This is a genomic window from Amycolatopsis sp. WAC 04197 (assembly GCF_003947475.1).
Taxonomy (GTDB): Bacteria; Actinomycetota; Actinomycetes; order Mycobacteriales; family Pseudonocardiaceae; genus Amycolatopsis; species Amycolatopsis japonica.
This window is the reverse complement of the sequence record NZ_QHJK01000002.1, coordinates 110536-135599: the sequence shown is the minus strand read 5'-3', so window position 1 is coordinate 135599 and position 25064 is coordinate 110536. Positions and strand designations below refer to the sequence as shown.

Sequence of the window (25064 nt, the reverse complement as noted above, 5' to 3'; positions counted from 1 at the left end):
ATCGTACGAGGTCGGCCGGGAGGTGCCTACAGCCGTCGCGTCAGAGGAGGACCGCGGCGAGCGCCCGGTAGACCGGCAGGGGGTCGGAGTTCAGTACCTGGATGTTGACGTGGTCCGCCCCGGCCTCGATATGCGCGGTGACGCCGCGGGCGACCGTCTCGGCGTCGCCGTGGACCGCCAGCGCGTCGATCAGCTTGTCGCTGCCCTCGCCCGCCAGGTCTTCGTCGGTGAAACCGAGTTTCCGCAGGGAGTTCGTGTAGTTGACGAGACCGAGGTAGAACTTGACGCTCGGCCGTCCGATCTCGCGGGCCTTCGCCGGATCGGCCTCGAGGACGATCTTCTGCTCCGGCGCGAGCAGCGGTCCTTCGCCGAGGATCTCGCGCGCCTGACGGGTGTGCTCGGGCGTCATCAGGTACGGGTGGGCTCCCGCTGTGCGGTCTCCTGCGAGTTTGATCACCTTCGGGCCGAGAGCGGCGAGAACGCGGCCTTCGACCGGCACCCCGGCGGCGTCGAGAGCGTCGAGGTACTCGACCAGCGCCGTGTACGGCTTCTTGAACTCGGCGGTGTGCTCGCGGTGCCCGGCGCCGATCCCGAGCAGGAAGCGCCCCGGGTGCTTCGCCTCGATGCGCTTGTACGACTCGGCGACCGTGGCCGCGTCGTCCTTCCAGATGTTGACGATGCCGGTGGCCACCTTGATCGTCTTCGTGGCGTCGAGCAGCTCCTCCGCCTTCACGAGGTCGCCGTCCGGTGAGCCGCCCAGCCAGATCGCGCCGTAGCCGAGTTCTTCCAGCTCACGGGCGATCTCCGGGGTGAAGACGGATTCGTGCTGCCAGATGCCGATCCTGCCGAGTTCGATTCCCATGTTCCGAGCCAACACCACGGGCGGGCGATGTCTTCCCTTATGTTCGAACCATGGCGAAACTCGGGAACACCGACCTCGACGTCCGTGGGATCAACCTCGGCGGCAACGTCTTCGGCTGGACCGCGGACGAGGAGCAGTCCTTCGCCGTCCTCGACGCCTACACGGCGGCGGGCGGCAACTTCATCGACACCGCCGACCTGTACTCCCAAGGCGGTTCCGAGACGATCATCGGCGACTGGCTGACCAAACGCGGCCGCCGTGACGACGTCGTCATCGCGACCAAGACCGGTATGTGGGAGCAGCGCAAGGGGCTGTCGGCGGCGAACATCGCGGCGGCGGCCGAAGACTCGCTGCGACGGCTTCGCACCGATCACATCGACCTCTACTACGCGCACATCGACGATCCGGACACCCCGGTCGAGGAGACGGTGCGGGCCTTCGACGCACTCGTGCGCGCGGGCAAGGTGCGCTACGTCGCGGCGTCGAACTACTCCGCCGAACGGCTGAGCGAAGCACTGTCCATTTCGGACCGCGAGGGGCTGGCGAAGTACGTCGCGCTGCAGCCGCACTACAACCTCGTCGAGCGGGACTACGAGCAGGACCTGGCGCCGACGGTCGAGCGCGAAGGCCTGACCACGCTGCCGTATTTCTCGCTGGCCAAGGGTTTCCTCGCCGGGAAGTACCGGTCGAAGGACGACCTCGGCGACAGCCCGCGCGCCGCCCGTGCATCGTCCTATTTGGACGAACGGGGCGAGCGGGTGCTCGCGGCGCTCGACGAGGTCGCGGCCTCCCGCGGCGTCCCGGTCGCCGCGGTTTCCCTCGCCTGGCTGTTCGCGCAGCCGACCGTCACCGCGCCCATCGCGAGCGCCCGCTCGGTCGAGCAGCTGAACGACCTCCTGCCCGCCGCCGACCTCGCGCTGACCGCCGAGGAGGTCGACGCCCTCACCGCCGCCTCGCGCTGACCACCTCCCGCATTTCGTCCTCTGAATGCGGTAGTTCGCACTACCAACTACCGCATTCAGAGGACGAAACGCGGACTTACTTGCGGGTAGCTTACTCCGGGTAGGTTGAGGTACCGTCCGAAAGCCTTAGGGCTCGGACGAGGAGGCAACGTGGCCAAGAACAGCGTGAACGGCAAGGTCGTCCTGATCACCGGCGCCGCGAGGGGCATCGGCGCGGGGCTCGCCGAGCGCCTGGCCGCGCAGGGCGCGAAGGTCGCCCTGGTCGGCATCGAAGCCAAGGAACAGCAGGCGGTCGCCGACAAGATCGGTCCCAGCGCGCACGCGTGGGAAGCCGACGTCACCAACTGGGACGACCTCGAACGCGCCACCGCGGGCGTCGTCGAGCACTTCGGTGGGATCGACATCGTCATCGCGAACGCCGGCATCGCGACCTCCGGTTTCGTCCGGTCGGTGGATCCGGCCGCCTTCGAGAAGGTCATCGAGGTCGACCTTCTGGGCGTTTGGCGCACCTTCCGCGTCACCCTTCCGCATGTCATCGACCGCAAGGGCTACCTGCTGGCGATCTCCTCGCTGGCCGCGATCACCCACGCGCCCGGCATGGCGAACTACGCCGCCGCGAAGGCGGGCGTCGAGGCGTTCTGCAACAGCTTCCGCGCCGAAGTCGCCCACCTCGGCGTGAAGGTCGGCGTCGCGCACCCCACCTGGATCCGCACCGACCTCGTCGAGAGCGCCGACCAGCACCCGGTCTTCGGCAAGCTCCGCGCCGGCATGCCCGGCCTGCTCGGCAAGACCTACCCGCTGTCCGTCGCGCTCGACCACCTGCAGGCCGGGGTCAACAAACGCGCCCGCACCGTGCACGTTCCCCGCTGGGTCGGCGGCCTGAAGCTGATCCGCGCGTTCCTGCCGCCGATCATCGAGATCGGCGCGAAGGGCCGGATCAAGAAGGCCGACGCCGCCGCGCTCATGGACATCAAGGAGCGCGGGGCGTACGAATCTTCAGTGACCGGCCAGGCAGGCCGGGCCGCCACACGAAAGGGCTGACGTATGTCCCGTCGCGACCAGATCCGCATGTCACCCGACGAACTCGCCGCCTACCTCGACGAGCAGAAGGTCATCAACGTCGCGACGATCGGCCCGAACGGCCGCCCGCATCTGGCGCCGCTCTGGTACTACCCGCACGAGTCCGGCGTCGCGACCTGGACCTACGGCACGTCCCAGAAGGCGAAGAACCTGGAGCGAGACCCCCGCGCCACCGTGCTCATCGAGGACGGCGACAGCTACGAGAAGCTGCGCGGGGTCTCGCTCGAAGCCGACGTCGAGGTCATCACCGATACGGCCGTGGTCACCCGGATGGGTATCAGCCTCATGCAGCGGTACGCGGGCGCGAAGCCCGGGGACCCGGTGCCCGACGAGCTGTCCGGCTTCATCGGCAAGCAGGCCCCGAAGCGGATCGGGCTGATTTTCCGGCCCACCAAGATCGTCAGCTGGGACCACACGAAACTCGGCGGCACGTACTGACGGGTAGGTAGTACTAGCAAGTAACTGTTACTTCAGGTAACGTCATCTGCGCAAGAAAGCCTCGACGTGGAGGGCGCAGATGACCGAGCGATTCAAGGTCGTGATCGTGGGCACCGGATTCTCCGGGCTCGGCCAGGCCATCCAGCTCGAAAAGGCCGGGATCTCCGACTACGTGATCCTGGAGAAGGCGGACGAAGTCGGCGGTACGTGGCGCGACAACTCGTACCCCGGCTGCGCCTGCGACGTGCAGTCCCACATGTACTCGTTCTCCTACGAGCAGAACCCGGACTGGTCGCGGTCGTTCTCGCCCGCCCCCGAGATCTTCCAGTACCTGAAGGACGTCACCGACAAGTACCGGCTGCGGCGCAAGATCCGCTTCGGGGTCGAGCTCACCGGCGCCACCTGGGACGACACCGCACGCCGCTGGCACGTGCACACCAAGTCGGGTGAGTTCGAGGCCCGGTTCCTCGTCTCCGGCGTCGGCGGCCTGCACATCCCGCAGGTGCCCCAGCTCCCCGGGATCGAGAAGTTCAAGGGCCAGACCTGGCATTCGGCGCAGTGGAACCACGAGTACGACCTGCGCGGCAAGAAGGTCGCCGTGGTCGGCACCGGCGCGAGCGCGATCCAGTTCGTGCCGAAGATCGCCCCCGAGGTCGACGAGCTGACGCTGTTCCAGCGCACGCCGCCGTGGATCATGCCGAAACCCGACCACGCCATGCCGGGCTGGGCCAAGACCGCGTTCCGCCGGATCCCCGGCGTGCAACGGCTTTACCGCAACGCGCTGTACTGGTTCCTCGAAGTGCGCGCCGTCGGCTTCAACGGTCACCCCGCGATCATGAAGGCCGGCGAGGTGATCGCGAAGCGCCACATCGGCAAGGCGATCAAGGATCCGAAGCTGCGCAAGAAGGTCACCCCGACCTACACCATGGGCTGCAAGCGGGTGCTGATCTCCAACGACTACTACCCGGCGATCAATCGGTCCAATGTGGACGTCAACACCGAAGGCGTGCGCGAGGTCAAGGCGCACAGCGTCGTCGATGGGAACGGCGTCGAGCACGAGGTCGACGCGATCATCTACGGCACCGGCTTCAAGGTCACGGATGCCTTGGAATACCTGGACATCACCGGGATCGACGGCCGCGACCTCGCCAAGGAGTGGGCGACCGAGGGGATGCGCACGCACAAGGGCATCAACGTCGCCGGTTTCCCCAACCTGTTCTTCCTCCTCGGCCCGAACACCGCGCTGGGCCACAACTCCGTGGTCTTCATGATCGAGTCGCAGGCGCGGTACGTCGTCGACGCGATCAAACTCGCCGACTCGCGGGGCGCCGCCGCGCTCGACGTCCGTGCGAGCGTCCAGGAGAAGTTCCAGCGCGAGATCCAGGACAAACTCGTCAAGGGCGTGTGGACCCAGGGCGGCTGCAAGAGCTGGTACCTCGACGCGAAGGGCGTCAACCGCACGATCTGGCCCGGCTTCACCTGGCGCTACTGGCTCGACACCCGCAAGGTCGACGCCAGCGACTACGAACTCAGCGGGAGGTCGTCGTGACCGACCACGAGCAGATCGTCCTGCACGCCCGCGACGTCGAGTTCGACTGGGCGTCGCTGCCGATGCACTGGATCCCCGGCGAACCGCAGGCGACGCACACGATCAACGTGCTGCACCTGGCGCTGCCCGAGGGCGAACGCTGGTTCGTCGAGGTGTTCAAGCAGGCCGTCCCGCTGATCCGCGACGAGCGGCTCAAGGAGGACGTCCTCGGCTTCATCGGCCAGGAGGCCATGCACGCCGAGGCGCACGACGGCGCGGCCGAACACCTCGAAGCCGCGGGCGTCCACGTGCGGCCGTACATCGCGCAGATGGAGTGGATGTTCCGCCGTCTGCTCGGCGATCGTGAGCCTTCCGCCAAACGGCGCGAAGAGTGGCTGATCGAACGGCTCGCCGTCATCGCCGCGATCGAGCACTACACCGCGTTCCTCGGCCAGTGGATCCTCGACGCCGAAGCGCTCGACAAGGCGGGCGCCGATCCGACGATGCTGGATCTCCTGCGCTGGCACGGCGCCGAAGAGGTCGAGCACCGCTCGGTCGCCTTCGATCTGTTCATGCACCTCGACGGCCGCTACGCGCGCCGCGTGCGCAGCATGCTCGTGGTGACGCCGGTGCTCGCGTGGGTTTTCTTGCGGGGCACCAGGTTCCTCATGAAGAACGACCCGACCCGGCCGGGCAAGGCGAGTTTCCGGACCTATCTGCGCGTCGCGAAGCTCGGGCTGCTGCCGTCGGGCAGGCAGCTGCGGCGCGAGATCCGGCCGTACTTCCGGAAGTCCTACCACCCCACCGAAACCGGCAACACCGATCAGGCCGTCGCGTACCTCGCGAGCTCTCCGGCCGCGCTGGCCGCCGACGAACCCCGGTGATGACACCGCCGAGGCCGCTGCGGCTCGACGGCAGCGGGCGCACCGACCGCGCGATGGCGTCGCTGACCGGTGTCGTCGCGCTGTACCGCAGGCTCAGCGGGGTGAGCGGCCGTCGCCGTCCGCCTGTGGTCGCCGTCGACCGTGACCTCCCGCTGGTCGTCGACGACCTCCACGCCCAGGCGGACGGCGTCGCCGTCCTGCGGCTGGTGCACGAACGCGGCGAGCCGCTGCCCCGGTGGCGGCCCGGCGCTCATGTCGATCTCTCGCCGCGGCCGGGTCTGGTCCGGCAGTACTCCCTGTGCGGTGACCCGGACGACCGCTCGGCCTACCGCGTCGGAGTCCGGTTGCTCGGCGAGGGATCGTCGGCGATGCACGCGCTGAAGAAGGGCGCGCGGATCACCGGGCGCGGCCCGCGCAACGCCTTCCCGTTCGTCGAGAGCCCGGCGTATCTGTTCATCGCCGGCGGTATCGGGATCACGCCGATCCTGCCGATGGTGCGGCAGGCGGCCGCTTCGGGCGCGGACTGGCGACTGGTCTACACCGGTCGCGACGAGGCTTCGATGCCGTTCTTGGAGGAATTGTCCGAATTCGAGGACCGGGTGTGGATCCGGCCGGACACGGACTACGGGATCCCCGCGTCGGGCGCGGAATTGCTCGAAGGGGCACCGAAGAATGCCCCGATCTACTGCTGCGGCCCGGTTCCGATGATCGTGAGCGTCCGGACGGACGCGGCGCTGCGCGACTCGGGACCCGTGTTCTTCGAACGGTTCTCGACGCCGCCGATCGTCGGCGGCAAGCCGTTCCGCGTCGAACTCGCGCGCAGCGGCGTGACCCTGGACGTGCCCGCGGACCGGTCGACCCTCGACGTCCTGCGCGAGACCGTGCCCGGCATCGCTTATTCGTGCCGGCAGGGGTTTTGCGGGACGTGCGAGCTGCCGACGGTGACCGGCGACCGCGTCCGGGTCTGCGTCGAACGCGAGCCGGTCACCCTCGATCTCTGACCCGTCAGTCTTCCTTCGGGATCCAGGCGCCGATCACCGGCTTGAACTCGCGCACGGTCCGCTTCGCCACGACCCCTTCGAGGTGGTACGGGTCCTGGTCGATGATCTCCAGCAACGCCGCCTCGTCGGCCGCCTGGTACATCGAGATGCCTCCGGAGCCGTCGCCCAGCGGGCCGCCGAGCGCGACGACGCCCTGGTCCGCGAGGTCGGTGAGGAACTTCCGGTGCCGGGGACGCACGTCCGCCAGCTTCTCCTGCACGTACGTGATCTCCACCAGGAACCAGGCCATCGACATCTCCAAGGTCGTTCCGACAGACGCCGCCCAGCTTCTCAGGATCCGATCAGGCAGGACCGTCACCCCACCCGATACGCTGATCGAGCGCCATGCACAGGTTGTGCTTCAAAGGGGTAAATGAACAGGTAGGGGTACATGCTCGAGGGCAATGCGGAACGCAGTGTCGAGGCGACCCTCGGCCACCTGCGCACCATGGACGGACCGGTCACGCCACCGCCGCCTGCGGCACCGCTGACCCTTGAGGATCTCTATCGCCAGCACCGGATGCGGCTCGTCCGGCTGGCCATCCTGCTCGTGGACGAACCGGCGACCGCCGAAGACGTCGTCCAGGAGGCCTTCACCGGGCTGCACCGCAACTGGGGGCGCCTGCGCGACGCCGCCGCGGCCGTCGGATACCTGCGCACCGCCGTGGTCAACGGCTCACGCAGCGTGCTGCGCCGTCGCAAGACCGCGCGTGAGTACGTCGCGCCGCACGCCGTCAACGCGCGTTCGGCCGAAAGCCTCGCCATGCTGTCGAGTGAACATCAGGCCGTTGTGAGCGCTTTGTCCAAACTGCCCCCTCGCCAGCGCGAGGTTTTGGTCCTCCGTTACTACGGTGGGCTGAGTGAGGCCGAAATCTCGGAGGCCGCCGGGATTTCGAAAGGTACCGTTAAGTCAACCGCCAGCCGGGCGCTCGAAGCACTGCAGAAAGCGATGCAGTCACCGAACTGATGCCCGGCCTTCATCTCGACCGCTGGGTTGTGCCGCCATGCTTGGTCCAGACCAATATATGCTGGGGGGCGTGAGAGGCGCCGGAGATTTCGTGATCGTGGGCGGCCGGGTCGTCGCCCCGGACCGTGTACTCGACGACGGCTGGCTGGCTATCGCCGGCGGCAAGATCGTCCAAGTCGGTTCCGGGACACCCCCGGACATCGACCGCGTGGATGTGGACGGGTGCCTGGTCGTCCCGGGCTTCGTCGACACGCACTGCCACGGCGGTGGGGGCGGATCGTTCTCCAGTGCGAACCCCGAGGAGCTGTTCCGCGCGGTCCGCGCGCACCGGCGGCACGGGACCACGACGATGCTCGGCAGTCTGGTCTCGGACCCCATCCCGGTGCTCAGGGACCAGATCGCGGCCCTGCGTGAGCTGGTCCAAGAGGGTGAACTTGCCGGAATTCACCTTGAAGGACCCTTCATCTCGAAGGCGCGGTGCGGGGCGCACGACCCGGCGACGCTGATCGAGCCGGACACGGCCACGGTGAACGCGTTGCTCGGCGCGGGCCGCGGCGACATCCGGATGGTCACCCTCGCCCCCGAACTGCACGGCGGGATCAAGGCCGTCCGGCAATTGGCCGAATCGGGCGTCATCGCCGCCATCGGGCACACCGACGGCGTCGAGGACCAGATCATCCCCGCGATCGACGCGGGCGCCTCCGTCGCGACACACCTCTTCAACGCCATGCGGCCGCTCCACCACCGCGAGCCGGGCCCGATCGGCGCCCTCCTCGACGACGAGCGCATCACCGTCGAGCTGATCTGCGACCTCGTCCACGTGCACCCGACCGTCCTGCGGCTGGCCGCGCATCACGCGGGCAAGGGCCGGACGGTGCTCATCACCGACGCCATGTCGGCCACCGACGCCGCCGACGGCAGCTACATCCTCGGCCGCCTCGAGGTCGACGTCCGCGACGGCGTCGCCACCCTGGCCGGGAACGGTTCGCTGGCGGGCAGCACGCTGACCATGGACGCGGCCTTCCGCAACCTCGTGCGCGGCGCGGGCATCGACCTGCTCGACGCCGTCCGCGCGACCTCCGGGCGCCCCGCCGAACTGCTCGGCATCGCCGACCGGACCGGCTCGCTGCGGGCCGGGCTCGCGGCCGACCTCGTCGTGCTCGACCGCGACCTGCGGCCGGTCAAGGTGCTTCGTCAGGGCGAGTGGGTCGAAGACGACGCTGCGGCTACATTGAGCAGCGCCATCGAAGGCGGTGTGTCGGTCAGCGACGGGTAGCGGCGAAAGGAGTCCGGATGAGCGAGCCCAAGGACCCGGAGAAGCTCCTAGCCGACGCCCTGCGCGCTCAGGCCGTCTTCGCCCCTTCGGCGGAGCGGATGTCCGAGACGACCACCGACAAACCGGTCGAAACGGACACAGAGCGTAGTGACGTTTCCGGGAAGAGCGAACTACCCCCGCAATACGGCCTGCTGTCCGGCGCCGGCGCGGACTCGCTCGAACGGGAGCGCGTCGCGCTGGAAGACGCGGAAACAGCCAGGTTGGCGGAGCGTCCGACGCCGCCTCCGGCACCTTCGCCGGCCAGCCCGCCGCTGCCCGCGTACTGGGTGTTGCTGCTGGCTGTCCTGCTGGGGCTCGCCGCCGGTTCGGTGATCGGTCTGCTCACGCTGATCTGAGCGCGGTCTCCCGCCGGGTCAAGGCACTCTGCGTCACCCTGTACCGTTTTGGTGTGATCCTGGCGCAGAACAACGTGACGACGATGGGCCTCCTGCCGGAGTGGCTGGACCCGCAGCACCTGCTGAGCGGGCTGACCGTTCCGGTCATCACCGTGCTCTGCCTGATCATCTTCATCGAGAGCAGCATCTTCCCGGTGCTGCCCGGTGACTCGCTCCTGTTCACCGCGGGCCTGTTCATCGCGAACGGTTCGATCGAGGCGCCGCTGTGGCTGGTGTGCGTCCTGGTCACCGTCGCCGCGCTGCTCGGCAACGCGGTCGGATACGGCCTCGGCTGGAAGGTCGGCCCCTGGCTGTTCCGCAAGCCGGATTCGAAGTTCTTCAACCAGAAGTACGTGGACCAGACCCACGCCTTCCTGGAGAAGCACGGGCCGAAGGCGGTCGTGCTGGCGCGGTTCGTGCCGTTCGTGCGGACGTTCATCACCTGGATCGCCGGCATCGGCAAGATGGACCCGAAGAAGTACTTCACCTACACCGTCATCGGCGGCATCCTGTGGGCCGCCGGGATCACCGCGCTCGGCCACCTGCTCGGCGGCGTTGCGTTCATCCGCGACAACGTCGACGCGATCTTCATCCTGATCGTGCTGGTTTCGGTGGTGCCGATCGTGATCGAGTACCTGAAGGCACGTCGCGAGAAGAAGCACGGGAACACCGCGACCGGCATCGTCGCCGACACCGCCGAGGACGTCACGCAGCAGATCCCGCGCATCCGCGACTGACCCGCTTCCGTGCCATGAACGGTCCGTTCCTTGCAAATTTCGCAAGGAACGGACCGTTCATGGCGTTCAGAGGGTGCCCCGGCGAAAGCGTGACCCGGCACCGCACTCGCGTGCTCAGACCCGTAACTCGCGTGATCGGAGACCGAACACACGAGTGCGGCCTCCGATCACGCGAGTTACGCACCCAAGCACGCGAGTCACGTTCCTGAGCACGCGAGTCACGGCGTTCAGAGGGAGAACATCGAGCCAGGGTTGAAGAGGTTCCCCGGGTCCAGCGCCCGCTTGATCTGCCGGTGCACCGCGATCCCGACCTCGCCGATCTCCTTGGCCAGCCACTCGCGTTTGATCCGGCCGATGCCGTGCTCGCCGGTGACCGTCCCGCCCAGCGACAGGGCCACGTCGAGGATCGCGTCGAAGGCGACCCGCGCGCGGGCGAACTCCTCCTCGGAATCGGGCGCGTAGACGATCGTCGGGTGCATGTTCCCGTCGCCGGCGTGGCCGACGACGGCGATCCGCAGCCCCACCTCTTCGCTGATCCGCTCGCAGCCGGCGATCAGTTCGGCGATCCGCGTGCGCGGCACGCAGACGTCGTCGGTCAGCCAGACGCCGTACATCTCCAGCGCGGTGAGCACGACCCGCCGCGCCTGCAGCAGCATCTTGCCCTCTTCGAGATCCTCGGTGGCATAGGCCAGATCCGCGCCGCAGTCGACGCAGATCTGTTCCAGCACCGCGAGTTCCTTCCGCGCGACCTCGCCGCCGGAGTCGGATTGCGCGAGCAGCAAGGCTTTGCAGTCCGAACTCGTGCCGAGGTCGGTTTTGAGGTACGCCTCGGCGGCCTTGATGGACGTCGCGTCCATGATCTCCATCAGCGACGGCACCAGACCCTCACGCACGACCCGCGCGACGGCCTCGCCCGCGGCCTCCGTGCTGTTGAAGGCGGCGACGAGCGTGGAAGGCAGCTGCGGCAACGGTTTCAGCGCGACGGTCGCCTGCGTGATCACGCCGAGCGTGCCCTCACTGCCGACGAAGAGCCGCGCGAGGTCGTACCCCGCGACGCCCTTCACCGTGCGGCGCCCGGTCTTCAGCACGGAGCCGTCGGCGAGCACGACTTCCAGTCCCAGCACGGAATCCGTGGTGACGCCGTACTTCACGCAGCAGAGTCCACCGGCGTTGGTGGACAGGTTCCCGCCGATGGTGCACCAGTCGTAGCTGGACGGGTCCGGCGGATAGAACAGGCCGTGCTTCTCCACCGCGTTGCGGAAATCGAGGTTCACCACGCCGGGCTGCACGACGGCGAGCCGGTTGCCTTCGTCGATCTCGACGATCTGGTCGAGCTTCGTCAGCACCAGCACGACACAGCCGTCGATCGCGTTCGCGGCGCCGGACAGACCACTGCCGGCGCCGCGGGGCACGATCGGCACCTCGAACTCCGCGCAGGCCTTGACCACGGCCTGCACACCTTCCACGTCGGACGGCAGGACCACCGCGAGCGGCTTGCCGCTGGCGGCCAGCGGCATCATGTCGCGCGAGTAGGCGTCCGTGACATCGGTGTCGGTGAGCACCGCGGCGTCGCCGAGCTGCTCGCGGAGGCGGGTGACCAGGGCATGGTTGTTCATGCCCTCATGGTAAGCCGGATCAGCTCCGCACTGCGGAATTTTTTTTCCGATCTAGCAGAACAAAGGCCTGAACACCTGTATAGACGAGCACGGCCACGCCCGCCCATGCGGTGACGTGCATCCCCTGGGTGAAGGCCTCGCGGGCCGATTCCAGGAGCGCCTGCCCCGCGGCGGGGTCGAGTTGCTGCGCGGTCGCCACCGCGCCGCCCAGCGTGTCCCGGGCGGACTCGGCCGTCCCCTCCGGCAGACCGGACCGGTAGACCGCGGTCGCGACACTGCCGAGGATGGCCGTACCGAGCGCGCCACCCAGCTCGAACCCGGTCTCGGAGATCGCCGAAGCGGCACCGGCCCGTTCGGCCGGAGCGGCCGAGATGACCAGGTCGTTCGTCAACGTCTCCGACAGGGCGACACCGCCCCCGAGCAGCGTGAACGCCACGACGACGTACGCGAGCCCGCCGCCGGACGACACCTGGGTCAAAGCCAGGAAGCCGACCGCCGCGACCAAGAGACCGCCACTGACCAGCAAGGACACCCGAATCCGCTTCGCGAGCCAAGCCGCGAGGAGCGCACCCGCGATACCGGCGACCGTCGCCGGCAGCATCCACAGCGCGGCGACGACCGGGCTCAGCCCGAGCACCAGCTGCAGATACTGCGGCACCAGGAACAGCAGGCCGACCATGGCGAACACGCCGAGCATGTTCGTCACGACGGAGCCACTGAAGGCCCGGTTCGAGAACAGCTTCAGGTCGAGCATCGGTTCGTCGAGGCTGTTCTGCCTGCGGACGAACACGACACCGAGGCCGAGCCCGATCACGACGCTGACGGCGGCCTTCACCGTGAAGCCGTGTTCGGCGACCAGCTTGATGCCGTAGACCACCGGCAGCATCGCGGCCAGCGACAGCAGCGCCGACAGCGGGTCGAACCGGCCCGGCTTCGGGTCACGCGCCTCCGGCAGCACGAACGGTCCGACGATCAGCAGCACCAGCATCACCGGGACGTTGATGAGGAACACCGAACCCCACCAGAAGTGCTCCAGCAGCCAGCCGCCGAGCACCGGCCCGAGCGCCATCCCGCCGGAGAACCCGGCGCTCCACACCGCGATGGCGATCCGCCGCTGTTTGGCGTCGACGAAGATGCTGCGGATCAGCGACAGCGTCGACGGCATCAGCGTCGCACCGCCGACGCCGAGCAGCGCCCTGGCGATGATCAGCATGAACGCGCTGGTCGAGAAGGCCGCGAGCACCGACGCGGCCCCGAACGCCGCGGCACCCATGAGCAGCAGCTTGCGACGGCCGATGCGGTCGCCGAGCGTGCCCATCAGGACCAGCAGGCCCGCCAGCATGAACGAGTAGATGTCGACGATCCACAACTGCTCCGCACCGGTGGGCGCCAGATCCTCGGACAGGAACGGCAGCGCGAACCCGAGCACCGTCATGTCCACGCTGATCAGCAGCACCGGAAGCACCAGTACCGCCAACGCCCACCACTGCTTGCGCCCCGCCATGGCGCACTCTCCTTTAGCTAAACCGTCTGGACGGTACAGTTACCGCCTCGTTCGAAGGTAAACCGTCCAGACGGTATAGTCAACTGATATGGCGAAGCCCACCGCGAAGGAACGCATCCTCGACTCGTACGAGGAGATCCTCATCGAGCAAGGCCCCGGCGGGGTCACCCTCGATGCCGTCGCCGCGCACGCGGGGGTGTCGAAGGGCGGCCTGCTCTACCACTTCGGCTCCAAGGAGGCCCTGGTCGAGGGCCTGATGGAACGTCTCGCGACGCTGTCGGAAGCGGATCTCGAAGAGGCCCGGAAGGCGCCCGAAGGCGTCGTCTCCTGGTATCTGCGGACCGCGATCACCGATGTCACGCAGCAGAAGGCACTGCATCGCACGACCATGGCGACGATCCGGATCATGCTCAACGAGCCCCGGGTCTCCGAGGTCGTGCAGGTCTACAACCAGAAGGTCCACGACCTGATCAGCGAGCACGTCGACGACCCGCTGACCGCCGAACTGGTCATCCTGGTGGGCGACGGCCTCTATCTGCGGGCCGCGCTCGGCCGGGACGACGCGAGCCCGCTCCTCGACCGGCTCGACGAGATCAAGGCCCGCATCGCCCGCTGACGCATTTCGTCCTCTGGATGCGGTCCTTGCGCGTGCAACTACCGCATCCAGAGGACTAAATGCGGGGGCACCTACATCTGGAGCCCGTAGACGCGCTCGATCGGGATGGTCAGCAGCACCCGCTGGTCGGCGACCATGGCGTCGCGGAACTCGTCCCAGTCCGGATGCTCGCCCCGCGCCCGCCGGTAGTGGTCCACGAGCGCGTCGACGGTCGCGTCGTCACGCGAAGCGGCGGTCGGCGTGAGCACCGCCGACCCCTCGACCACGACGTAGCCATCGCCGCTCTCGGTCGAAACATGGAACGTCGCCCGCGGATCGCGCTGGAGGTTCTTGGTCTTGGCCCGCGGCGCGGTGATCGAGATCAGGATCGCACCTGCGTCCGCGTCGTAGAGGTAGTTGACGGTCGACAGCTGGGGCCGCCCATCACGCTTGATGGTGGCGAGGGTGCCGAAGTTTCGTGCGGCGAGGATCGCGTAGAGCGCGGAGTCGGTCATGACTCCATCAAAGCAAAAGTGCAGCTCAGGGCGAATCGGACAAACATGCACGAATAAATGTGCTTGCATGCGGCAACTAAAGTGTCATCCGACACACAACATCGCTTTCTCCTTGCGAACCTCCTTTGAGAGGAACATCCTTGCTCTAGACAACTAGTTGCAGTGACCAAGCAACCGGCGAGAGAGACCACCATGACACCCACGACACCCGGCACCAGGTCGAAGTCCGACCTCGATCTGGCCGACACCCTCGGGCATGAGCTCGTGCGGCTCGTGCGCCTGGTCAACCGGGCCAAGTCCCAGGTGTCCAAGCAGGGACCGGACGGCATCGAGCGGGCCGCGTACGCGATCCTCTTCTGCCTCATCCACGTCGGCCCCCAGCGGACCAGCAAACTCGCCGAGTTCCTGCACTCCGAGATCTCGACCATCAGCAGGCAGTCGAGTTCCCTCGTCCAGCACGGACTGGTCGAACGCCTGGCCGACCCCGAAGACGGCCGCGCCTGCCTGCTCGCACCGACCGCCGAAGGGCTCCGGGTGTTCGAGGAGAACCGCAAGCAGCGGAACCAGTGGCTCGCCGAGGTGCTCGGCGACTGGTCCGACGACGACCGGAAGACCCTCAACTCGCTGTTCCACCGGCTGAACGACGACCTCGAAAAAACATCTCCACAGTTCGCCGACCCCGCGTCGGCGTCGAAGGCCAAGGGGGCCTGAAGCAATGAGTTCCACCGTAGAAACTCCACCCTCCGTCTCGGAAGACGGACCCCGGCTCAGTCACCGTCAGATCGTCACGATCCTGATCGGCCTGATGTCGGGCATGTTCCTGGCCGCGCTCGACCAGACGATCGTGGGTACCTCGATCGTCCGGATCGCCAATGACCTCAACGGTTTCGACCTGCAGGCCTGGATCACCACGGCCTACCTGATCACCTCGACGATCGTCACGCCGATCTACGGCAAGCTGTCCGACATCTACGGGCGCAAGCCGTTCTACATCGCGGCGATCTCGATCTTCCTGGTCGGCTCGATCGCTTCGGCGTTCGCGACGTCGATGTACGAACTGGCCGCGTTCCGCGCGATCCAGGGCCTCGGCGCCGGCGGTCTGATGTCGCTGGCGATGACGATCATGGGCGACATCGTGCCGCCGCGGGAACGCGCCCGCTACCAGGGCTACTTCCTCGCCGTGTTCGGTATCTCCACCGTGCTCGGCCCGGTGCTCGGCGGCTTCTTCGCCGACTTCGACAAGCTGGGCAGCGTCTTCGGCTACGACATCGCCGGCTGGCGCTGGGTGTTCCTGATCAACGTGCCGATCGCGATCGTCGCGCTGTTCGTGGTGGCCCGCGTGCTCAACGTGCCGCACCAGCGCCACGATCACAAGATCGACTGGTGGGGCGGGCTCGCGCTCGTCGTCGCCGTGGTGCCGTTCCTGATCGTCGCCGAGCAGGGCAACAAATGGGGCTGGGGCTCGCAGAACGCGATCATCTGCTACATCATCGGCGGTATCGGCGTGATCGCCTTCGTCTTCATCGAGAAGCTGATGAAGGACGCGGCGCTGATCCCGTTGCGGCTGTTCAAGAACTCGACCTTCACGGTCGCGATCGTCGGCGGCATCATCGTCGGTGTCGCGATGTTCGGCGCGATCATGATGATCCCGCAGTACATGCAGGTGGTTCAGGAGTTCTCGCCGACCGAATCGGGTCTGCTGATGATCCCGCTGATGGCCGGCATCATGAGCGGTTCGATCATCTCGGGCCAGATCACCAGCAAGACCGGGCGCTACAAGGTGTTCCCGGTGGTCGGCACGCTGCTGATCGCGGGCGGCGCGTTCTTCTTCGCGCAGGTCGAGTACAACAGCGCGCTGTGGCACCCGCTGGTCGCGGCCGCGATCATCGGTCTCGGCCTCGGTGCCTGCATGCAGACGCTGATCATCGCGGTGCAGAACGCGGGCCCGCGCAGCGACATGGGCGTCTCGACCGCGTCGGCGACGTTCTTCCGGCAGATCGGTGGTACCGCGGGTGTCGCGGTGTTCCTGACGATCCTGTTCAACGTCCTGCCGGGCAACATCACCAAGGCGTTCGGCGGCAACCCGCCGAGCGGCCCCGGCGCGGCGGCGCTGGGCGACATCCAGTCGAACACGAGCGGTATCGCGAGCCTGCCCGAGGCCATCAAGACCCCGGTGCTGATCGGCTTCACCGAGTCGATCACCACGGTGTTCTACGTGGCGGGTGCGGTCGCGCTGCTGGCGACGCTGGTGCTGATGTTCATGAAGGAGATCCCGCTGCTCGGCGGCTCGGCTCCTTCGGCAGCCTCGGCTCTCGAAGGCGGCGAAGCACTCCTCGAAGAGGAAGACGTGCCTGTCGAGACGGCTTCCGAGAAGACCGTGGTGACCGCGCCGGTCGAGCCCGGCAAGCACGCGCTGGCCAACGGGAACGGCGCCTACCGGGCGGGATCCGCGCAGATCAGCGGGCACGTCCGCCGGGACGACGCCACGAACGTCGCGGGGGCGGCGCTGACCCTGATCGACCACAACGGCAATCAGGTGGCCAGGACGCACACCAACGAGAACGGCGTCTACTCGTTCGCCGGCATCGTGGGCGGGCGGTACACGATCGTCGCCAGCGGCCGCTGGTTCCGGCCGGTCGCGGCGACGCTGACCGCCACCGGCTCCGGGATGCTGCGCCACGACGTCGAACTGGTCAGCACGATCCTGCTGAGCGGGGTCGCGCGTACCGACGGCGACCGGGTGGTGCCGGACGCGCGGATCACCGTGCTCGACTCCTCGGGCGGCGTCGCCGCCGTGGCGAGGACCGACGCGGAGGGCAACTACACGGTCAGCGACCTGCCCGCCGGGACCTACACGGTGATCGCCAGCGGCTACCCGCCGGCGACCAGCCGGGTGGAACTGCTGGGCGGTGACCAGGCCGAACACGACGTCCGGCTGAGCTACGACCAGGCGCTCGACGAGCTCGTCGAGCACTAGTCACCAACGCCATGAAAGGTCCTTTCCTCGCAAATTTTGCGAGGAAAGGACCTTTCATTGCACTCGGGGAAGGCATCAACGGGACAGTCAGGACACCCCGATTCCACCGTTCGGTGAAGTGCGGTTCGCCGAGTACACGTAGGCTCGCGTCGTGAGTGAGGTGTACACCGAGGCCGCGGGCATCGGGGTGAGCTGGCTCGACACCGCCGGGCCGGTGCTCGTCTGGGTGATCGTGCTGAGCTTCATCTTCGTGGAGTGCGCGCTGATCATCGGGCTGTTCCTGCCCGGCGACTCCCTGCTGTTCGCGGCCGGAGTCGTCCTCGCGCAGCACGGCTCCGACCTGAACGCGTGGCTGCTCTCGGCCGCCGCGCTGCTCGTCGCGATCCTCGGCAACCAGGTGGGGTATTACATCGGCCGGGGCACGGGCACGAAACTGATCGCCCGCCGCGGCGGCAAGGTGCTGAACCGGCACAACCTCGACCGCGCCAGGGCGTTCCTGGATCGCAAGGGTTTCTTCGCCATCGTCGCCGCGCGCTGGATCCCGTGGATCCGCACGCTGGCGCCGCTCATCGCGGGGACCGCGCGGATGGATCCGCGGCGATTCGCCCTCGCGACCGCGCTCGGCGGGCTGCTCTGGGTGCCGACGTTGGTCCTGCTCGGCTACTACGGCGCCGGCCTGCTCGATCAGCTGCCGTGGGTCAAGACGGCGGCCTTGTGGATCAGCATCGCGTTCTTCGTGGTGGGTACGGCCTACGGCTTCATCCGCTACCGGCAGGAGATGCGGCGCCCCGCCGAGGAGCCGGAACAGAGCACGACCTAGACCTCGGGGTCCGCCCAGATCTCCAGCTGGATCCCATCGGGGTCACGGAACACGATGACCGACGAGCCTTCCAAGGTCCGCGATCCCTTCGACGGCGAATAGACGACGCCGTATTCCGAGAGCCGCGCCTCCCATTCGGCCAGTTCCGACCGCGACGAGACCTTGAACGCCACGTGGTCCAGACCTGTCCGCCGTTCGTCGAACCGCGGCCGTTCGGTGTCCTGATGCTCGACGAGCACCACGGCGAAACCTTCGCTCGGCGACCTGAGCACGACCTTCCGCAGTCCCGTCTCCGGGTCTTCCCGACGCGTGAACTCCTCGAGTTCGAGCACACGGGCGTACCAGGGCACGCTCCGGTCCACATCGGTCACGGTGAGTGCCAGGTGGTGCACAGACATGAGCTTGGACATCGGGGATGACCGTCCTGATCAAGAAGCTTGGGGGCGCCACCAGGGTGACACAGGCGCCTCGGGCCACGAGGTGATCCGCCGACTTCCCACATGAATCGTGATATCCGCCGGGAAAGCGTGTTGAAAAGTGGCTGAACCGCACGCGGACCCGATATCGCCCCGTGACCGGTCCGTGGCCCCGGGTGTCAACGCCCTCCGCCGACGGTCAGCACCGTCCCGGTGGTGTACGACGCCGCCGGGGAAAGCAGCCACAGCACGGCTTCCGCGACTTCGCCGGGTTCACCCGCCCGTCCCATCGGGATGGTGGGGGCGATGCGGTCCATGCGGTCGGGCATTCCCGCCGCGGCGTGCAATCCGGTGTGGATCATGCCCGGCGCGACGGCGTTGACCCGGATGGACTCTTTCGCGACTTCTTGCGCGACGCCGTAGGTCATCGTTTCCACCGCCGCCTTGGTGCCCGCGTAATGGACCCATTCCCCGGGTGAACCGGTTTTCGCGGCGGTGGAAGACAGCGTGACGATCGAGCCGCCCGCACCGCCGTACCGGGTGGACATCCGGCGGATGCCCTCGCGGACGCACAGGAAGACTCCCGTGATGTTGACGTCGACCACCCGGCGGACGACATCGACCTCGTACTCGTCGAAGCGGCCCGGGGTGTTGCCGGTGATGGCCGCGTTCGCGACCACCCCGGCGAGTGGGCCGAGCGCGACGGCGGCGTCGAACAGGGCCACCACGTCGTCTTCGGACGCGACGTCACCGCGCTGGGTGATCGCCTGGACGCCGTGCTTCCGGACGCGCGAAGCGACGTCCTCGGCCGCTTCGGCGTCGCCCGCGTAGTTGACGACGACGTCGTATCCGCGCGCGGCGGCCAGTTCGCAGACCGCCGCGCCGATGCCCTTGCTTCCGCCGGTGACGACGAGAACCCCAGTCATGACCGGATCATATGGCGAAGTTGACCAGCGGCAGGTTCTCGAGGACCAGGTCGGCCCGGCCGCTGGTGGACGCGATCAGATCGGCGTTGCGCTGGTCGGAACCGAGCGCGCGGCGACGCGCTTCGACCAGCGAACGGCCGTAGCGGCGGTGCCGCGAGACGAGCCGCTCGATGCGCTCGGGTTCGTCCGGCGCGAGGAACCACGACTCGGCGAGGATCGGCTTCACGCCACTCCACGGGTCGTCCTGCATGAGCAGGTAGTTGCCCTCGGTGATGACCAGCGGGACGTCCGGCGTGACCGCGACGGCACCGGCGATCGGCTCCTCGATCTCCCGGCGGAACTCGGGCGCGTAGACCGTCTCGCGGCCTTCGGCGAGCCTGCGCAGCAGGTGCACGTACCCGGCGGCGTCGAAGGTGTCCGGCGCGCCCTTGCGCTCCACCCGCCCGAGCCGCTGCAGTTCGACCTGCGCCAGGTGGAACCCGTCCATCCCGACCACGGCCGCCCGCGTGCCCAGCGCCTTCGCCAGGCCCCAGGCCAGCGTCGTCTTGCCGGACGCGGGGGCGCCGACGATGCCGAGCACACTGCGCTGTCCCGGCTTCGCCAGCGTCTGAGCCCTGCTCAACAGGTCCTCGAACACCGGAGGCATGGCACTCATGGCTGTCCTTCTCCCATCTTCGCGACCGCGGCCGTCCACGACCTCGGTCCTTCATGCCGCACCCGTTCGGCGGCCACCTCGTTGGCGAACCCGATCCAGCCCGGGACATCCCCTGTGCCCCTGGCGACCGCGTACGCGAAAGCTCCGTGCCAGACGTCGCCCGCGCCCAGCGTGTCACGCGCCCGCGCGACGGGAACGGGAACTGCACCGGATCCGTCCGTCGTCGACCAGCGCACCGGCTCGGGTCCCGCGGTCGTGACGACCACCGGCACGCCGTGCTCACGCGGATCGTCCCCGCGGTACAGCGACGAGCACGCGGCGACGTCTACCAGCGGGAGGAGTTCGGGAAAGACCGGCTTCCAGCTTCCGGCGTCGAGCACCACGGGCACCTTCCGGTCCTTCGCCCAGCGCGCGACCGCCAGCGCGACCTCCGGATGGTGCCCGTCCAGGAGCACACACCCCGGCATTTCGTCCTCTGAATGCGGTAGTCGCGCGGGCAAGGACCGCATCGAGAGGACGAAACGCGAGGAAGCGTGGGCGTTGCGCGAGACAACGGTGCGTTCCCCGTCGGAGTCGCGGACGACGATGGCGCTGATCGCGGGCGGATCGGGTCGTTCGGGATCGAGGTCGACCAGGTCGACGCCGTGCGCCTCGAGGTCGGCGCGGGCGAGTGCCGCCAGCGGATGCGCACCGGCGACCGTCAGCAACGTCGCCCCGGCGCCGAGCGCGGCCACGGTCACCGCCGCGTTCGTCGCCGGCCCCCCGGCGGCGACGTCCACCGACAGCGAACGCACCTTCTCGCCCGGCGCCGGGATCTCGGCGACGCGCTGGATCTGGTCGACGGTGCACAGGCCCGCCAGCAGCACTCGCATCACTACAGTCCGGTGTGGACGGCTGAAGCGACCTCTTCGACCTCGCCGTTCTCACCGATCTTCAGCGCACCCGTGAGCAGGCCGACGACCTGGTTCATAGTGTGCGTCTTCGGCGAGACCACCGCGACCCGCTTTCCGAGGCGGTGCACGTGGATGCGGTCGGCGATGTCGAACACGTGCGGCATGTTGTGGCTGATCAGCACCACCGGCAGGCCGCGTTCGCGGATGCGGTTGATCAGGTCGAGCACCTTGCCCGATTCGGCGACGCCGAGCGCGGCGGTGGGCTCGTCCATGATCACCGCCTTCGTGCCGAAGGCCGCCGCCCGCGCGACAGCGACACCCTGGCGCTGCCCGCCGGACAACGTCTCCACCGGCTGCGTGATGGATTTGATGTTGATGCCGAGCTCGTCCAGGATCCGCTGCGCGTCGGCCCGCATCGCGGCGCTATCCAGTTTGCGAAACACTCTCCCCAACAGGTCCGTGCGCCGCTTTTCCCGGCCGAGGAACATGTTCGACGCGATGTCGAGCGCGGGCGCGACGGCGAGATCCTGATACACCGTCTCGATCCCGTAGTGCCGAGCGTCCAAAGGGGACTTGAAGTGGACGACCTGACCGTCCACTTTGATCTCTCCGGCGTCCGGGATCACCGCGCCCGAAAGGGCTTTGATGAGGCTCGACTTCCCGGCGCCGTTGTCGCCGACGACGGCGAGCACTTCACCGGGGAACAGCTCGAAGTCGGCGCCGTCGATGGCGGTGACCCGGCCGTAGCGTTTGACCAGTCCCTGAGCGGACAACGTGGGCGTCGTCATGACTGCTGCCTCCTCGCGAACCGGTCGACGCAGACCGCGCCGATGAGCAGGGCGCCGGTGGCGACGTCCTGGTAGAGCGCGTCCACCCCGAGCTGGGTCAGCCCGGACCGCAGGACCGCGACGACCAGCGCGCCCATCATCGTGCCGAGTACCGAACCCCGGCCGCCGAACAGGCTCGCGCCGCCGAGCACCACCGCGGTGATGGAGTCGAGGTTGCCGAGCTGGAAGGCGTTCGGGTCGGCGTTCGGCACGCGGCCGAGCGCCTGCCAGGCGGCGATCCCGACGATCACCCCGGCGACGATGTACACCGAAAGGATCGTCCGGTTGACCTTGATCCCGGACAGCCGCGCGGATTCCGGCGCGTTGCCGACCGCGTAGACGTGCTTGCCCCACGGCGTCCGCGTGAGCGCGTACCAAAGTCCCAGGTACATCAGCAAGGCGAGCGTCATGCCGTAGGTGATCGGGATGCCGCCGAAGAGGTACCGGCGGGTGCCGAGCCATTTGAGCAGTTCGTCGGCGACCGGGACGGCCTGTCCGCTCGCGAACAGTTTCGCGGCGGCGGTGAGCACCGTCAGCAGGCCGAGCGTGACGATGAACGGCGGCAGTTTGATCCGGGTGACCAGCGAGCCGGTGACCATCCCGATCACCACGGTCGCCACGATTCCCAGCAGCAGCGCCCAGATCCCGGAGACGCCGCCGACCACGAGCTTCGCCATGATCAGCGTCGCGAGCACCATCGCGGCCGCGTTGGCCAGGTCGATCCCCGCGGTCAGGATGATCAGCGTCTGCCCGAGCGCGAGCGTGCCGACCACCAGGGACTGTTGCACCACAAGGGAAAGATTGTCGAGGTCGAGGAAGGTGTCCGTCGACAGCGAGAACACCACGATCGCGACGAGCAGGGCCAGCGCGGGCCCGACCGCGGGCGCGCGCAGGAAGAACTCACCGATGGACGGGCGTTCGTTGCCTTTGAGGGTTGCGGTAGTCACTTCGTCCCCCAGCAGTTCTCGAGGCCCCACTTGGTGTCCTGGCTTTCCACGCCGGGGATCGGCTTGTCCGTGATCACCGCGGATCCGGTGTTGACGAACCCGCTCGGCTTCTTCCCGGTCTTGGCGTATTCGACGGCGGCGAGGACGCCCTGCTCGGCCATCTTCTTGGGGAACTGCATGACCGTCGCGGCGTACTGGCCGTCGCGCACGTTCTTGACGCCTTCGCAGCCGCCGTCGATCGAGCCCATCACGATCCGGTCCACCAGACCGCGGGCCTGGAGCGCGGCGTACGTGCCGCGGCCCATCGGCTCGTTCATCGTGTAGACGGCGTTGATGTCGGTGGTGCGCTGCAGCAGGTTCTCGACGCCTTGCTGCGCGAGGCTCTGGTCGCCGTTCGCGGGCGTCTTGCCCTTGATCTCCGGCGACGCGTCGGTGAGCCCGATGCCCTTGAGGAATCCGGTGTGCCGCTGGGTGTCCACTGTGGACCCGGCGGTGCCGTCCACCATGAACAGCTTCGGCGGCTTGCCGTTCAGGGCCGCCTTGACGTACGCGCCCTGCTGTCGTCCGGCTTCGAAGTTGTCCGTGGCGAAGGTGGCGTCGACGGCGGTGTCCGGTTCGGTCGCCGTGTCGAGCGCGATGACCAGCACCCCGGCCTTGCGGGCGCGGTCGATGGCGTCGAGGACGCCGGTCGAGGAACTCGGCGTGATCAGGATGGTGTTCGCACCCTGCTGCATGAGGTTCTCGATGGCCCGGACCTGACCGTCGTTGTCGCCGTCGAACTGGCCGGCGAGCGCGCTGAACTCCGCGCCGTTGGCCTCGGCGGCGGCCTTGGCGGCCGCTCTCAGCTCCACGAAGTAGGGATTGGTGTCGGTCTTGGTGACCAGGCCGACCTTGGCCTTGCCACCGCCGCCTGCGTTCGAGCCGCCACCCCAGTGGCGTTCGACGGTGCACCCGGCCGAGGTCACCGCGAGTGCGGCGGCCATGGCGAGCGCGGCGAGACTGCGCTGTCTCATGGGGGATGCCCTCCGATTCAAGGCTGTCCGTGATGGACCGGAAGGTAGACAGGGTTATGCTCAGTCGCAAGCGTTTGCGCAAACGCTTGCCAGCTGACTTCACGAGGATTGGTAATGCCGCCGTCTCGCTCGTCCCGTCCCACCCAACGCGACATCGCCGAGCTGGCGGGAGTCTCGATCACCACCGTTTCCCACGTGGTCAACGGGACGAGGGCGGTGGCCGAGGACACCAAGCTGGCGGTGCTGCGCGCGATCGAGCAGACGGGCTACACCGGCGACGCCATCGCCCGCTCGCTGGTGACCGGCGGGACGCGGTCGATCGGCGTCGCGATCTCCCTGATCGCGAACCCGTACTTCGCCGTGCTGATCCAGGCGATCGAACGCGAGGCCGCGCTGGCGGGCTACACGGTCTTGCTCGCGGACACGCACGACACCGTCGACACCGAGCGTGAGACCGTGCGGACGCTGCGTTCGCGCCGGGTCGACGGACTGCTGATCACGCCGTCGCCGGGCGACGGTTCGGTGATCGGTGAGCTCGTCTCGCTCGACGTCCCGACCGTGCTCATCGACCGGCTTTCCACCCGCACCGACGTCGACCAGGTCGGCGCGGAGAACATCCAATCGACGTCGGCGCTGACTGCGCATCTGGCGTCGCTCGGGCACCAGCGGATCGGCATGATCAGCGGCACGGCCGGGCTGAGCACCAGCGAGGAGCGGATCCTCGGCTACCGGCTGGGGCTCGGGCGCTCGGGTTTGACCTGGTCGGAGGACCTGGTCGCGTGCGGGCAGTCCTCACAGGCCGGTGGCGCGCTCGCGCTGAGCACGCTGCTCGCGCTACCGGAGCCGCCGACGGCGCTCGTGGTCGCCAACGACACCATGATGGTCGGCGTGCTGCACGAACTGCGGCGCCGCGGCCTGCGCGCGGGCGTCGACCTGCCGGTGGTGGTCTACGACGACGTCGAGTGGGCCGATCTGGTCGACCCGCCGCTGACCACGATGGCCCAGCCGATCGAGGAGATAGGCACACAGGCGGTGCGCCTGTTGCTCGCCCGCATCAACGATCCCGCACGCAAGGCCCAGACGATGCGGATTCCGCCTACGCTCCGCCATCGTGCGTCCTGCGGATGCGCTCTCGTTCACTCACATTGATGA

Annotated in this window: 27 protein-coding genes; 15 read left to right on the top strand and 12 right to left on the bottom strand. The window is 68.0% G+C overall.

The genetic code is table 11. The features are described 5' to 3' along the window. Positions 1 to 40: 40 nt before the first annotated feature. On the bottom strand, positions 41 to 862 hold the full coding sequence (locus tag DMC64_RS07750) for an LLM class F420-dependent oxidoreductase (protein WP_037334577.1): 822 nt from the start codon (positions 860 to 862) through the stop codon (positions 41 to 43). A 50-nt stretch (positions 863 to 912) separates the two neighbouring features. Between DMC64_RS07750 and DMC64_RS07745 the strand changes: the two genes are divergently transcribed. The 6 genes from DMC64_RS07745 to DMC64_RS07720 all read left to right on the top strand — a co-directional run bounded on the left by DMC64_RS07745 (position 913) and on the right by DMC64_RS07720 (position 6755). Next, on the top strand, positions 913 to 1824 hold the full coding sequence (locus tag DMC64_RS07745; protein WP_125733034.1) for an aldo/keto reductase: 912 nt from the start codon (positions 913 to 915) through the stop codon (positions 1822 to 1824). Between the two features lie 150 nt (positions 1825 to 1974). After that, positions 1975 to 2865 (top strand): SDR family oxidoreductase, encoded by an 891-nt coding sequence (locus tag DMC64_RS07740; RefSeq protein WP_125733033.1) that lies wholly within the window; start codon positions 1975 to 1977, stop codon positions 2863 to 2865. Between the two features lie 3 nt (positions 2866 to 2868). Further along, positions 2869 to 3342, top strand: coding sequence for a pyridoxamine 5'-phosphate oxidase family protein (locus DMC64_RS07735; RefSeq protein ID WP_125733032.1), 474 nt, complete (start codon positions 2869 to 2871; stop codon positions 3340 to 3342). A 79-nt stretch (positions 3343 to 3421) separates the two neighbouring features. Next, positions 3422 to 4891, top strand: a complete 1470-nt coding sequence (locus DMC64_RS07730; protein ID WP_125733031.1) for an NAD(P)/FAD-dependent oxidoreductase — start codon at positions 3422 to 3424, stop codon at positions 4889 to 4891. Continuing rightward, positions 4888 to 5754: a metal-dependent hydrolase gene (locus DMC64_RS07725; RefSeq protein ID WP_125733030.1), complete on the top strand. Its 867-nt coding sequence runs from the start codon at positions 4888 to 4890 to the stop codon at positions 5752 to 5754. The genes DMC64_RS07730 and DMC64_RS07725 overlap by 4 nt, the downstream gene beginning before the upstream one ends. Further along, on the top strand, positions 5754 to 6755 hold the full coding sequence (locus tag DMC64_RS07720; RefSeq protein WP_125733029.1) for an oxidoreductase: 1002 nt from the start codon (positions 5754 to 5756) through the stop codon (positions 6753 to 6755). The genes DMC64_RS07725 and DMC64_RS07720 overlap by 1 nt, the downstream gene beginning before the upstream one ends. A gap of 4 nt (positions 6756 to 6759) precedes the next feature. Here DMC64_RS07720 and DMC64_RS07715 read toward each other — a convergent pair whose 3' ends face one another. Beyond that, positions 6760 to 7044: a YciI family protein gene (locus tag DMC64_RS07715; protein ID WP_043849254.1), complete on the bottom strand. Its 285-nt coding sequence runs from the start codon at positions 7042 to 7044 to the stop codon at positions 6760 to 6762. Positions 7045 to 7185: 141 nt separating this feature from the next. Here DMC64_RS07715 and DMC64_RS07710 point away from each other — a divergent pair, with 141 nt between their 5' ends. The 4 genes from DMC64_RS07710 to DMC64_RS07695 all read left to right on the top strand — a co-directional run bounded on the left by DMC64_RS07710 (position 7186) and on the right by DMC64_RS07695 (position 10208). Continuing rightward, on the top strand, positions 7186 to 7761 hold the full coding sequence (locus DMC64_RS07710; protein WP_007032484.1) for a SigE family RNA polymerase sigma factor: 576 nt from the start codon (positions 7186 to 7188) through the stop codon (positions 7759 to 7761). Positions 7762 to 7852: 91 nt separating this feature from the next. Beyond that, positions 7853 to 9037: an N-acetylglucosamine-6-phosphate deacetylase gene (gene nagA, locus DMC64_RS07705; RefSeq protein ID WP_125733652.1), complete on the top strand. Its 1185-nt coding sequence runs from the start codon at positions 7853 to 7855 to the stop codon at positions 9035 to 9037. Between the two features lie 17 nt (positions 9038 to 9054). Continuing rightward, positions 9055 to 9432 (top strand): hypothetical protein, encoded by a 378-nt coding sequence (locus DMC64_RS07700; protein ID WP_125733028.1) that lies wholly within the window; start codon positions 9055 to 9057, stop codon positions 9430 to 9432. A 53-nt stretch (positions 9433 to 9485) separates the two neighbouring features. Then, the gene (locus DMC64_RS07695; RefSeq protein ID WP_037334559.1) at positions 9486 to 10208 is read left to right on the top strand and encodes a DedA family protein; all 723 of its coding nucleotides are present in this window, start codon (positions 9486 to 9488) and stop codon (positions 10206 to 10208) included. 227 nt (positions 10209 to 10435) lie between these two features. Here the strand turns inward: DMC64_RS07695 and DMC64_RS07690 are convergent, their stop codons facing one another. Both DMC64_RS07690 and DMC64_RS07685 read right to left on the bottom strand, forming a co-directional pair. After that, a complete protein-coding gene (locus DMC64_RS07690; protein ID WP_037334557.1) occupies positions 10436 to 11824 on the bottom strand; it encodes an FAD-binding oxidoreductase in 1389 nt (462 codons plus the stop codon). Between the two features lie 19 nt (positions 11825 to 11843). Continuing rightward, complete coding sequence (locus DMC64_RS07685) at positions 11844 to 13328, bottom strand: MFS transporter (RefSeq protein ID WP_037334555.1); 1485 nt, start codon at positions 13326 to 13328, stop codon at positions 11844 to 11846. 88 nt (positions 13329 to 13416) lie between these two features. Between DMC64_RS07685 and DMC64_RS07680 the strand changes: the two genes are divergently transcribed. Further along, positions 13417 to 13944 (top strand): TetR/AcrR family transcriptional regulator, encoded by a 528-nt coding sequence (locus DMC64_RS07680; RefSeq protein WP_125733027.1) that lies wholly within the window; start codon positions 13417 to 13419, stop codon positions 13942 to 13944. Between the two features lie 71 nt (positions 13945 to 14015). On the opposite strand, the gene DMC64_RS07675 is transcribed toward DMC64_RS07680, so the two are convergent. Then, a complete protein-coding gene (locus DMC64_RS07675) occupies positions 14016 to 14438 on the bottom strand; it encodes a PPOX class F420-dependent oxidoreductase (RefSeq protein ID WP_125733026.1) in 423 nt (140 codons plus the stop codon). A gap of 192 nt (positions 14439 to 14630) precedes the next feature. On the opposite strand from DMC64_RS07675, the gene DMC64_RS07670 reads away from it, so the two are divergent. The 3 genes from DMC64_RS07670 (at position 14631) to DMC64_RS07660 (ending at position 18235) form a co-directional block, all read left to right on the top strand. Next, a complete protein-coding gene (locus tag DMC64_RS07670; protein WP_037336196.1) occupies positions 14631 to 15149 on the top strand; it encodes a MarR family winged helix-turn-helix transcriptional regulator in 519 nt (172 codons plus the stop codon). A gap of 4 nt (positions 15150 to 15153) precedes the next feature. After that, on the top strand, positions 15154 to 17415 hold the full coding sequence (locus tag DMC64_RS07665) for an MFS transporter (RefSeq protein ID WP_125733025.1): 2262 nt from the start codon (positions 15154 to 15156) through the stop codon (positions 17413 to 17415). A 151-nt stretch (positions 17416 to 17566) separates the two neighbouring features. Continuing rightward, positions 17567 to 18235 carry a DedA family protein gene (locus tag DMC64_RS07660; RefSeq protein ID WP_037334547.1) on the top strand — a complete coding sequence of 223 codons (669 nt, stop codon included), beginning with the start codon at positions 17567 to 17569 and terminating at the stop codon, positions 18233 to 18235. On the opposite strand, the gene DMC64_RS07655 is transcribed toward DMC64_RS07660, so the two are convergent. From DMC64_RS07655 to DMC64_RS07625, 7 genes are all read right to left on the bottom strand, one after another. Then, complete coding sequence (locus DMC64_RS07655; protein WP_005160702.1) at positions 18232 to 18645, bottom strand: VOC family protein; 414 nt, start codon at positions 18643 to 18645, stop codon at positions 18232 to 18234. The two genes, DMC64_RS07660 and DMC64_RS07655, sit on opposite strands and share 4 nt — an antisense overlap. A 185-nt stretch (positions 18646 to 18830) precedes the next feature. Further along, positions 18831 to 19577, bottom strand: a complete 747-nt coding sequence (locus tag DMC64_RS07650; RefSeq protein ID WP_125733024.1) for an SDR family oxidoreductase — start codon at positions 19575 to 19577, stop codon at positions 18831 to 18833. Positions 19578 to 19584: 7 nt separating this feature from the next. Then, positions 19585 to 20232 carry a nucleoside/nucleotide kinase family protein gene (locus DMC64_RS07645; protein WP_016338118.1) on the bottom strand — a complete coding sequence of 216 codons (648 nt, stop codon included), beginning with the start codon at positions 20230 to 20232 and terminating at the stop codon, positions 19585 to 19587. Further along, positions 20229 to 21104: a PfkB family carbohydrate kinase gene (locus tag DMC64_RS07640; protein WP_125733023.1), complete on the bottom strand. Its 876-nt coding sequence runs from the start codon at positions 21102 to 21104 to the stop codon at positions 20229 to 20231. Before DMC64_RS07640 ends, DMC64_RS07645 begins: the two co-directional genes overlap by 4 nt. Positions 21105 to 21106: 2 nt before the next feature. After that, positions 21107 to 21913, bottom strand: coding sequence for an ATP-binding cassette domain-containing protein (locus tag DMC64_RS07635; protein WP_125733022.1), 807 nt, complete (start codon positions 21911 to 21913; stop codon positions 21107 to 21109). After that, positions 21910 to 22899: an ABC transporter permease gene (locus DMC64_RS07630; protein WP_037334541.1), complete on the bottom strand. Its 990-nt coding sequence runs from the start codon at positions 22897 to 22899 to the stop codon at positions 21910 to 21912. Before DMC64_RS07630 ends, DMC64_RS07635 begins: the two co-directional genes overlap by 4 nt. Further along, positions 22896 to 23912: a substrate-binding domain-containing protein gene (locus DMC64_RS07625; RefSeq protein WP_037334539.1), complete on the bottom strand. Its 1017-nt coding sequence runs from the start codon at positions 23910 to 23912 to the stop codon at positions 22896 to 22898. Before DMC64_RS07625 ends, DMC64_RS07630 begins: the two co-directional genes overlap by 4 nt. A gap of 114 nt (positions 23913 to 24026) precedes the next feature. On the opposite strand from DMC64_RS07625, the gene DMC64_RS07620 reads away from it, so the two are divergent. Continuing rightward, entirely contained in the window at positions 24027 to 25061 is a 1035-nt protein-coding gene (locus DMC64_RS07620) for a LacI family DNA-binding transcriptional regulator (RefSeq protein ID WP_037334537.1), read from the top strand. The last annotated feature ends 3 nt before the right edge of the window (positions 25062 to 25064 follow it).

Excerpts from the sequence above, each read along its gene's own strand:
- DMC64_RS07750 (WP_037334577.1), bottom strand. The coding sequence starts at position 862 with ATGGGAATCGAACTCGGCAGGATCGGCATCTGGCAGCACGAATCCGTC.
- DMC64_RS07635 (WP_125733022.1), bottom strand. The coding sequence starts at position 21,913 with ATGACGACGCCCACGTTGTCCGCTCAGGGACTGGTCAAACGCTACGGC.
- DMC64_RS07675 (WP_125733026.1), bottom strand. The coding sequence starts at position 14,438 with ATGACCGACTCCGCGCTCTACGCGATCCTCGCCGCACGAAACTTCGGC.
- DMC64_RS07730 (WP_125733031.1), top strand. The coding sequence starts at position 3,422 with ATGACCGAGCGATTCAAGGTCGTGATCGTGGGCACCGGATTCTCCGGG.
- DMC64_RS07680 (WP_125733027.1), top strand. The coding sequence starts at position 13,417 with ATGGCGAAGCCCACCGCGAAGGAACGCATCCTCGACTCGTACGAGGAG.
- DMC64_RS07645 (WP_016338118.1), bottom strand. The coding sequence starts at position 20,232 with ATGAGTGCCATGCCTCCGGTGTTCGAGGACCTGTTGAGCAGGGCTCAG.
- DMC64_RS07640 (WP_125733023.1), bottom strand. The coding sequence starts at position 21,104 with ATGCGAGTGCTGCTGGCGGGCCTGTGCACCGTCGACCAGATCCAGCGC.
- DMC64_RS07650 (WP_125733024.1), bottom strand. The coding sequence starts at position 19,577 with ATGACTGGGGTTCTCGTCGTCACCGGCGGAAGCAAGGGCATCGGCGCG.
- DMC64_RS07710 (WP_007032484.1), top strand. The coding sequence starts at position 7,186 with ATGCTCGAGGGCAATGCGGAACGCAGTGTCGAGGCGACCCTCGGCCAC.
- DMC64_RS07655 (WP_005160702.1), bottom strand. The coding sequence starts at position 18,645 with ATGTCCAAGCTCATGTCTGTGCACCACCTGGCACTCACCGTGACCGAT.
- DMC64_RS07665 (WP_125733025.1), top strand. The coding sequence starts at position 15,154 with ATGAGTTCCACCGTAGAAACTCCACCCTCCGTCTCGGAAGACGGACCC.
- DMC64_RS07670 (WP_037336196.1), top strand. The coding sequence starts at position 14,631 with ATGACACCCACGACACCCGGCACCAGGTCGAAGTCCGACCTCGATCTG.
- DMC64_RS07700 (WP_125733028.1), top strand. The coding sequence starts at position 9,055 with ATGAGCGAGCCCAAGGACCCGGAGAAGCTCCTAGCCGACGCCCTGCGC.
- DMC64_RS07685 (WP_037334555.1), bottom strand. The coding sequence starts at position 13,328 with ATGGCGGGGCGCAAGCAGTGGTGGGCGTTGGCGGTACTGGTGCTTCCG.
- DMC64_RS07745 (WP_125733034.1), top strand. The coding sequence starts at position 913 with ATGGCGAAACTCGGGAACACCGACCTCGACGTCCGTGGGATCAACCTC.
- DMC64_RS07735 (WP_125733032.1), top strand. The coding sequence starts at position 2,869 with ATGTCCCGTCGCGACCAGATCCGCATGTCACCCGACGAACTCGCCGCC.
- DMC64_RS07720 (WP_125733029.1), top strand. The coding sequence starts at position 5,754 with ATGACACCGCCGAGGCCGCTGCGGCTCGACGGCAGCGGGCGCACCGAC.
- DMC64_RS07620 (WP_037334537.1), top strand. The coding sequence starts at position 24,027 with ATGCCGCCGTCTCGCTCGTCCCGTCCCACCCAACGCGACATCGCCGAG.
- DMC64_RS07690 (WP_037334557.1), bottom strand. The coding sequence starts at position 11,824 with ATGAACAACCATGCCCTGGTCACCCGCCTCCGCGAGCAGCTCGGCGAC.
- DMC64_RS07625 (WP_037334539.1), bottom strand. The coding sequence starts at position 23,912 with ATGAGACAGCGCAGTCTCGCCGCGCTCGCCATGGCCGCCGCACTCGCG.
- DMC64_RS07715 (WP_043849254.1), bottom strand. The coding sequence starts at position 7,044 with ATGGCCTGGTTCCTGGTGGAGATCACGTACGTGCAGGAGAAGCTGGCG.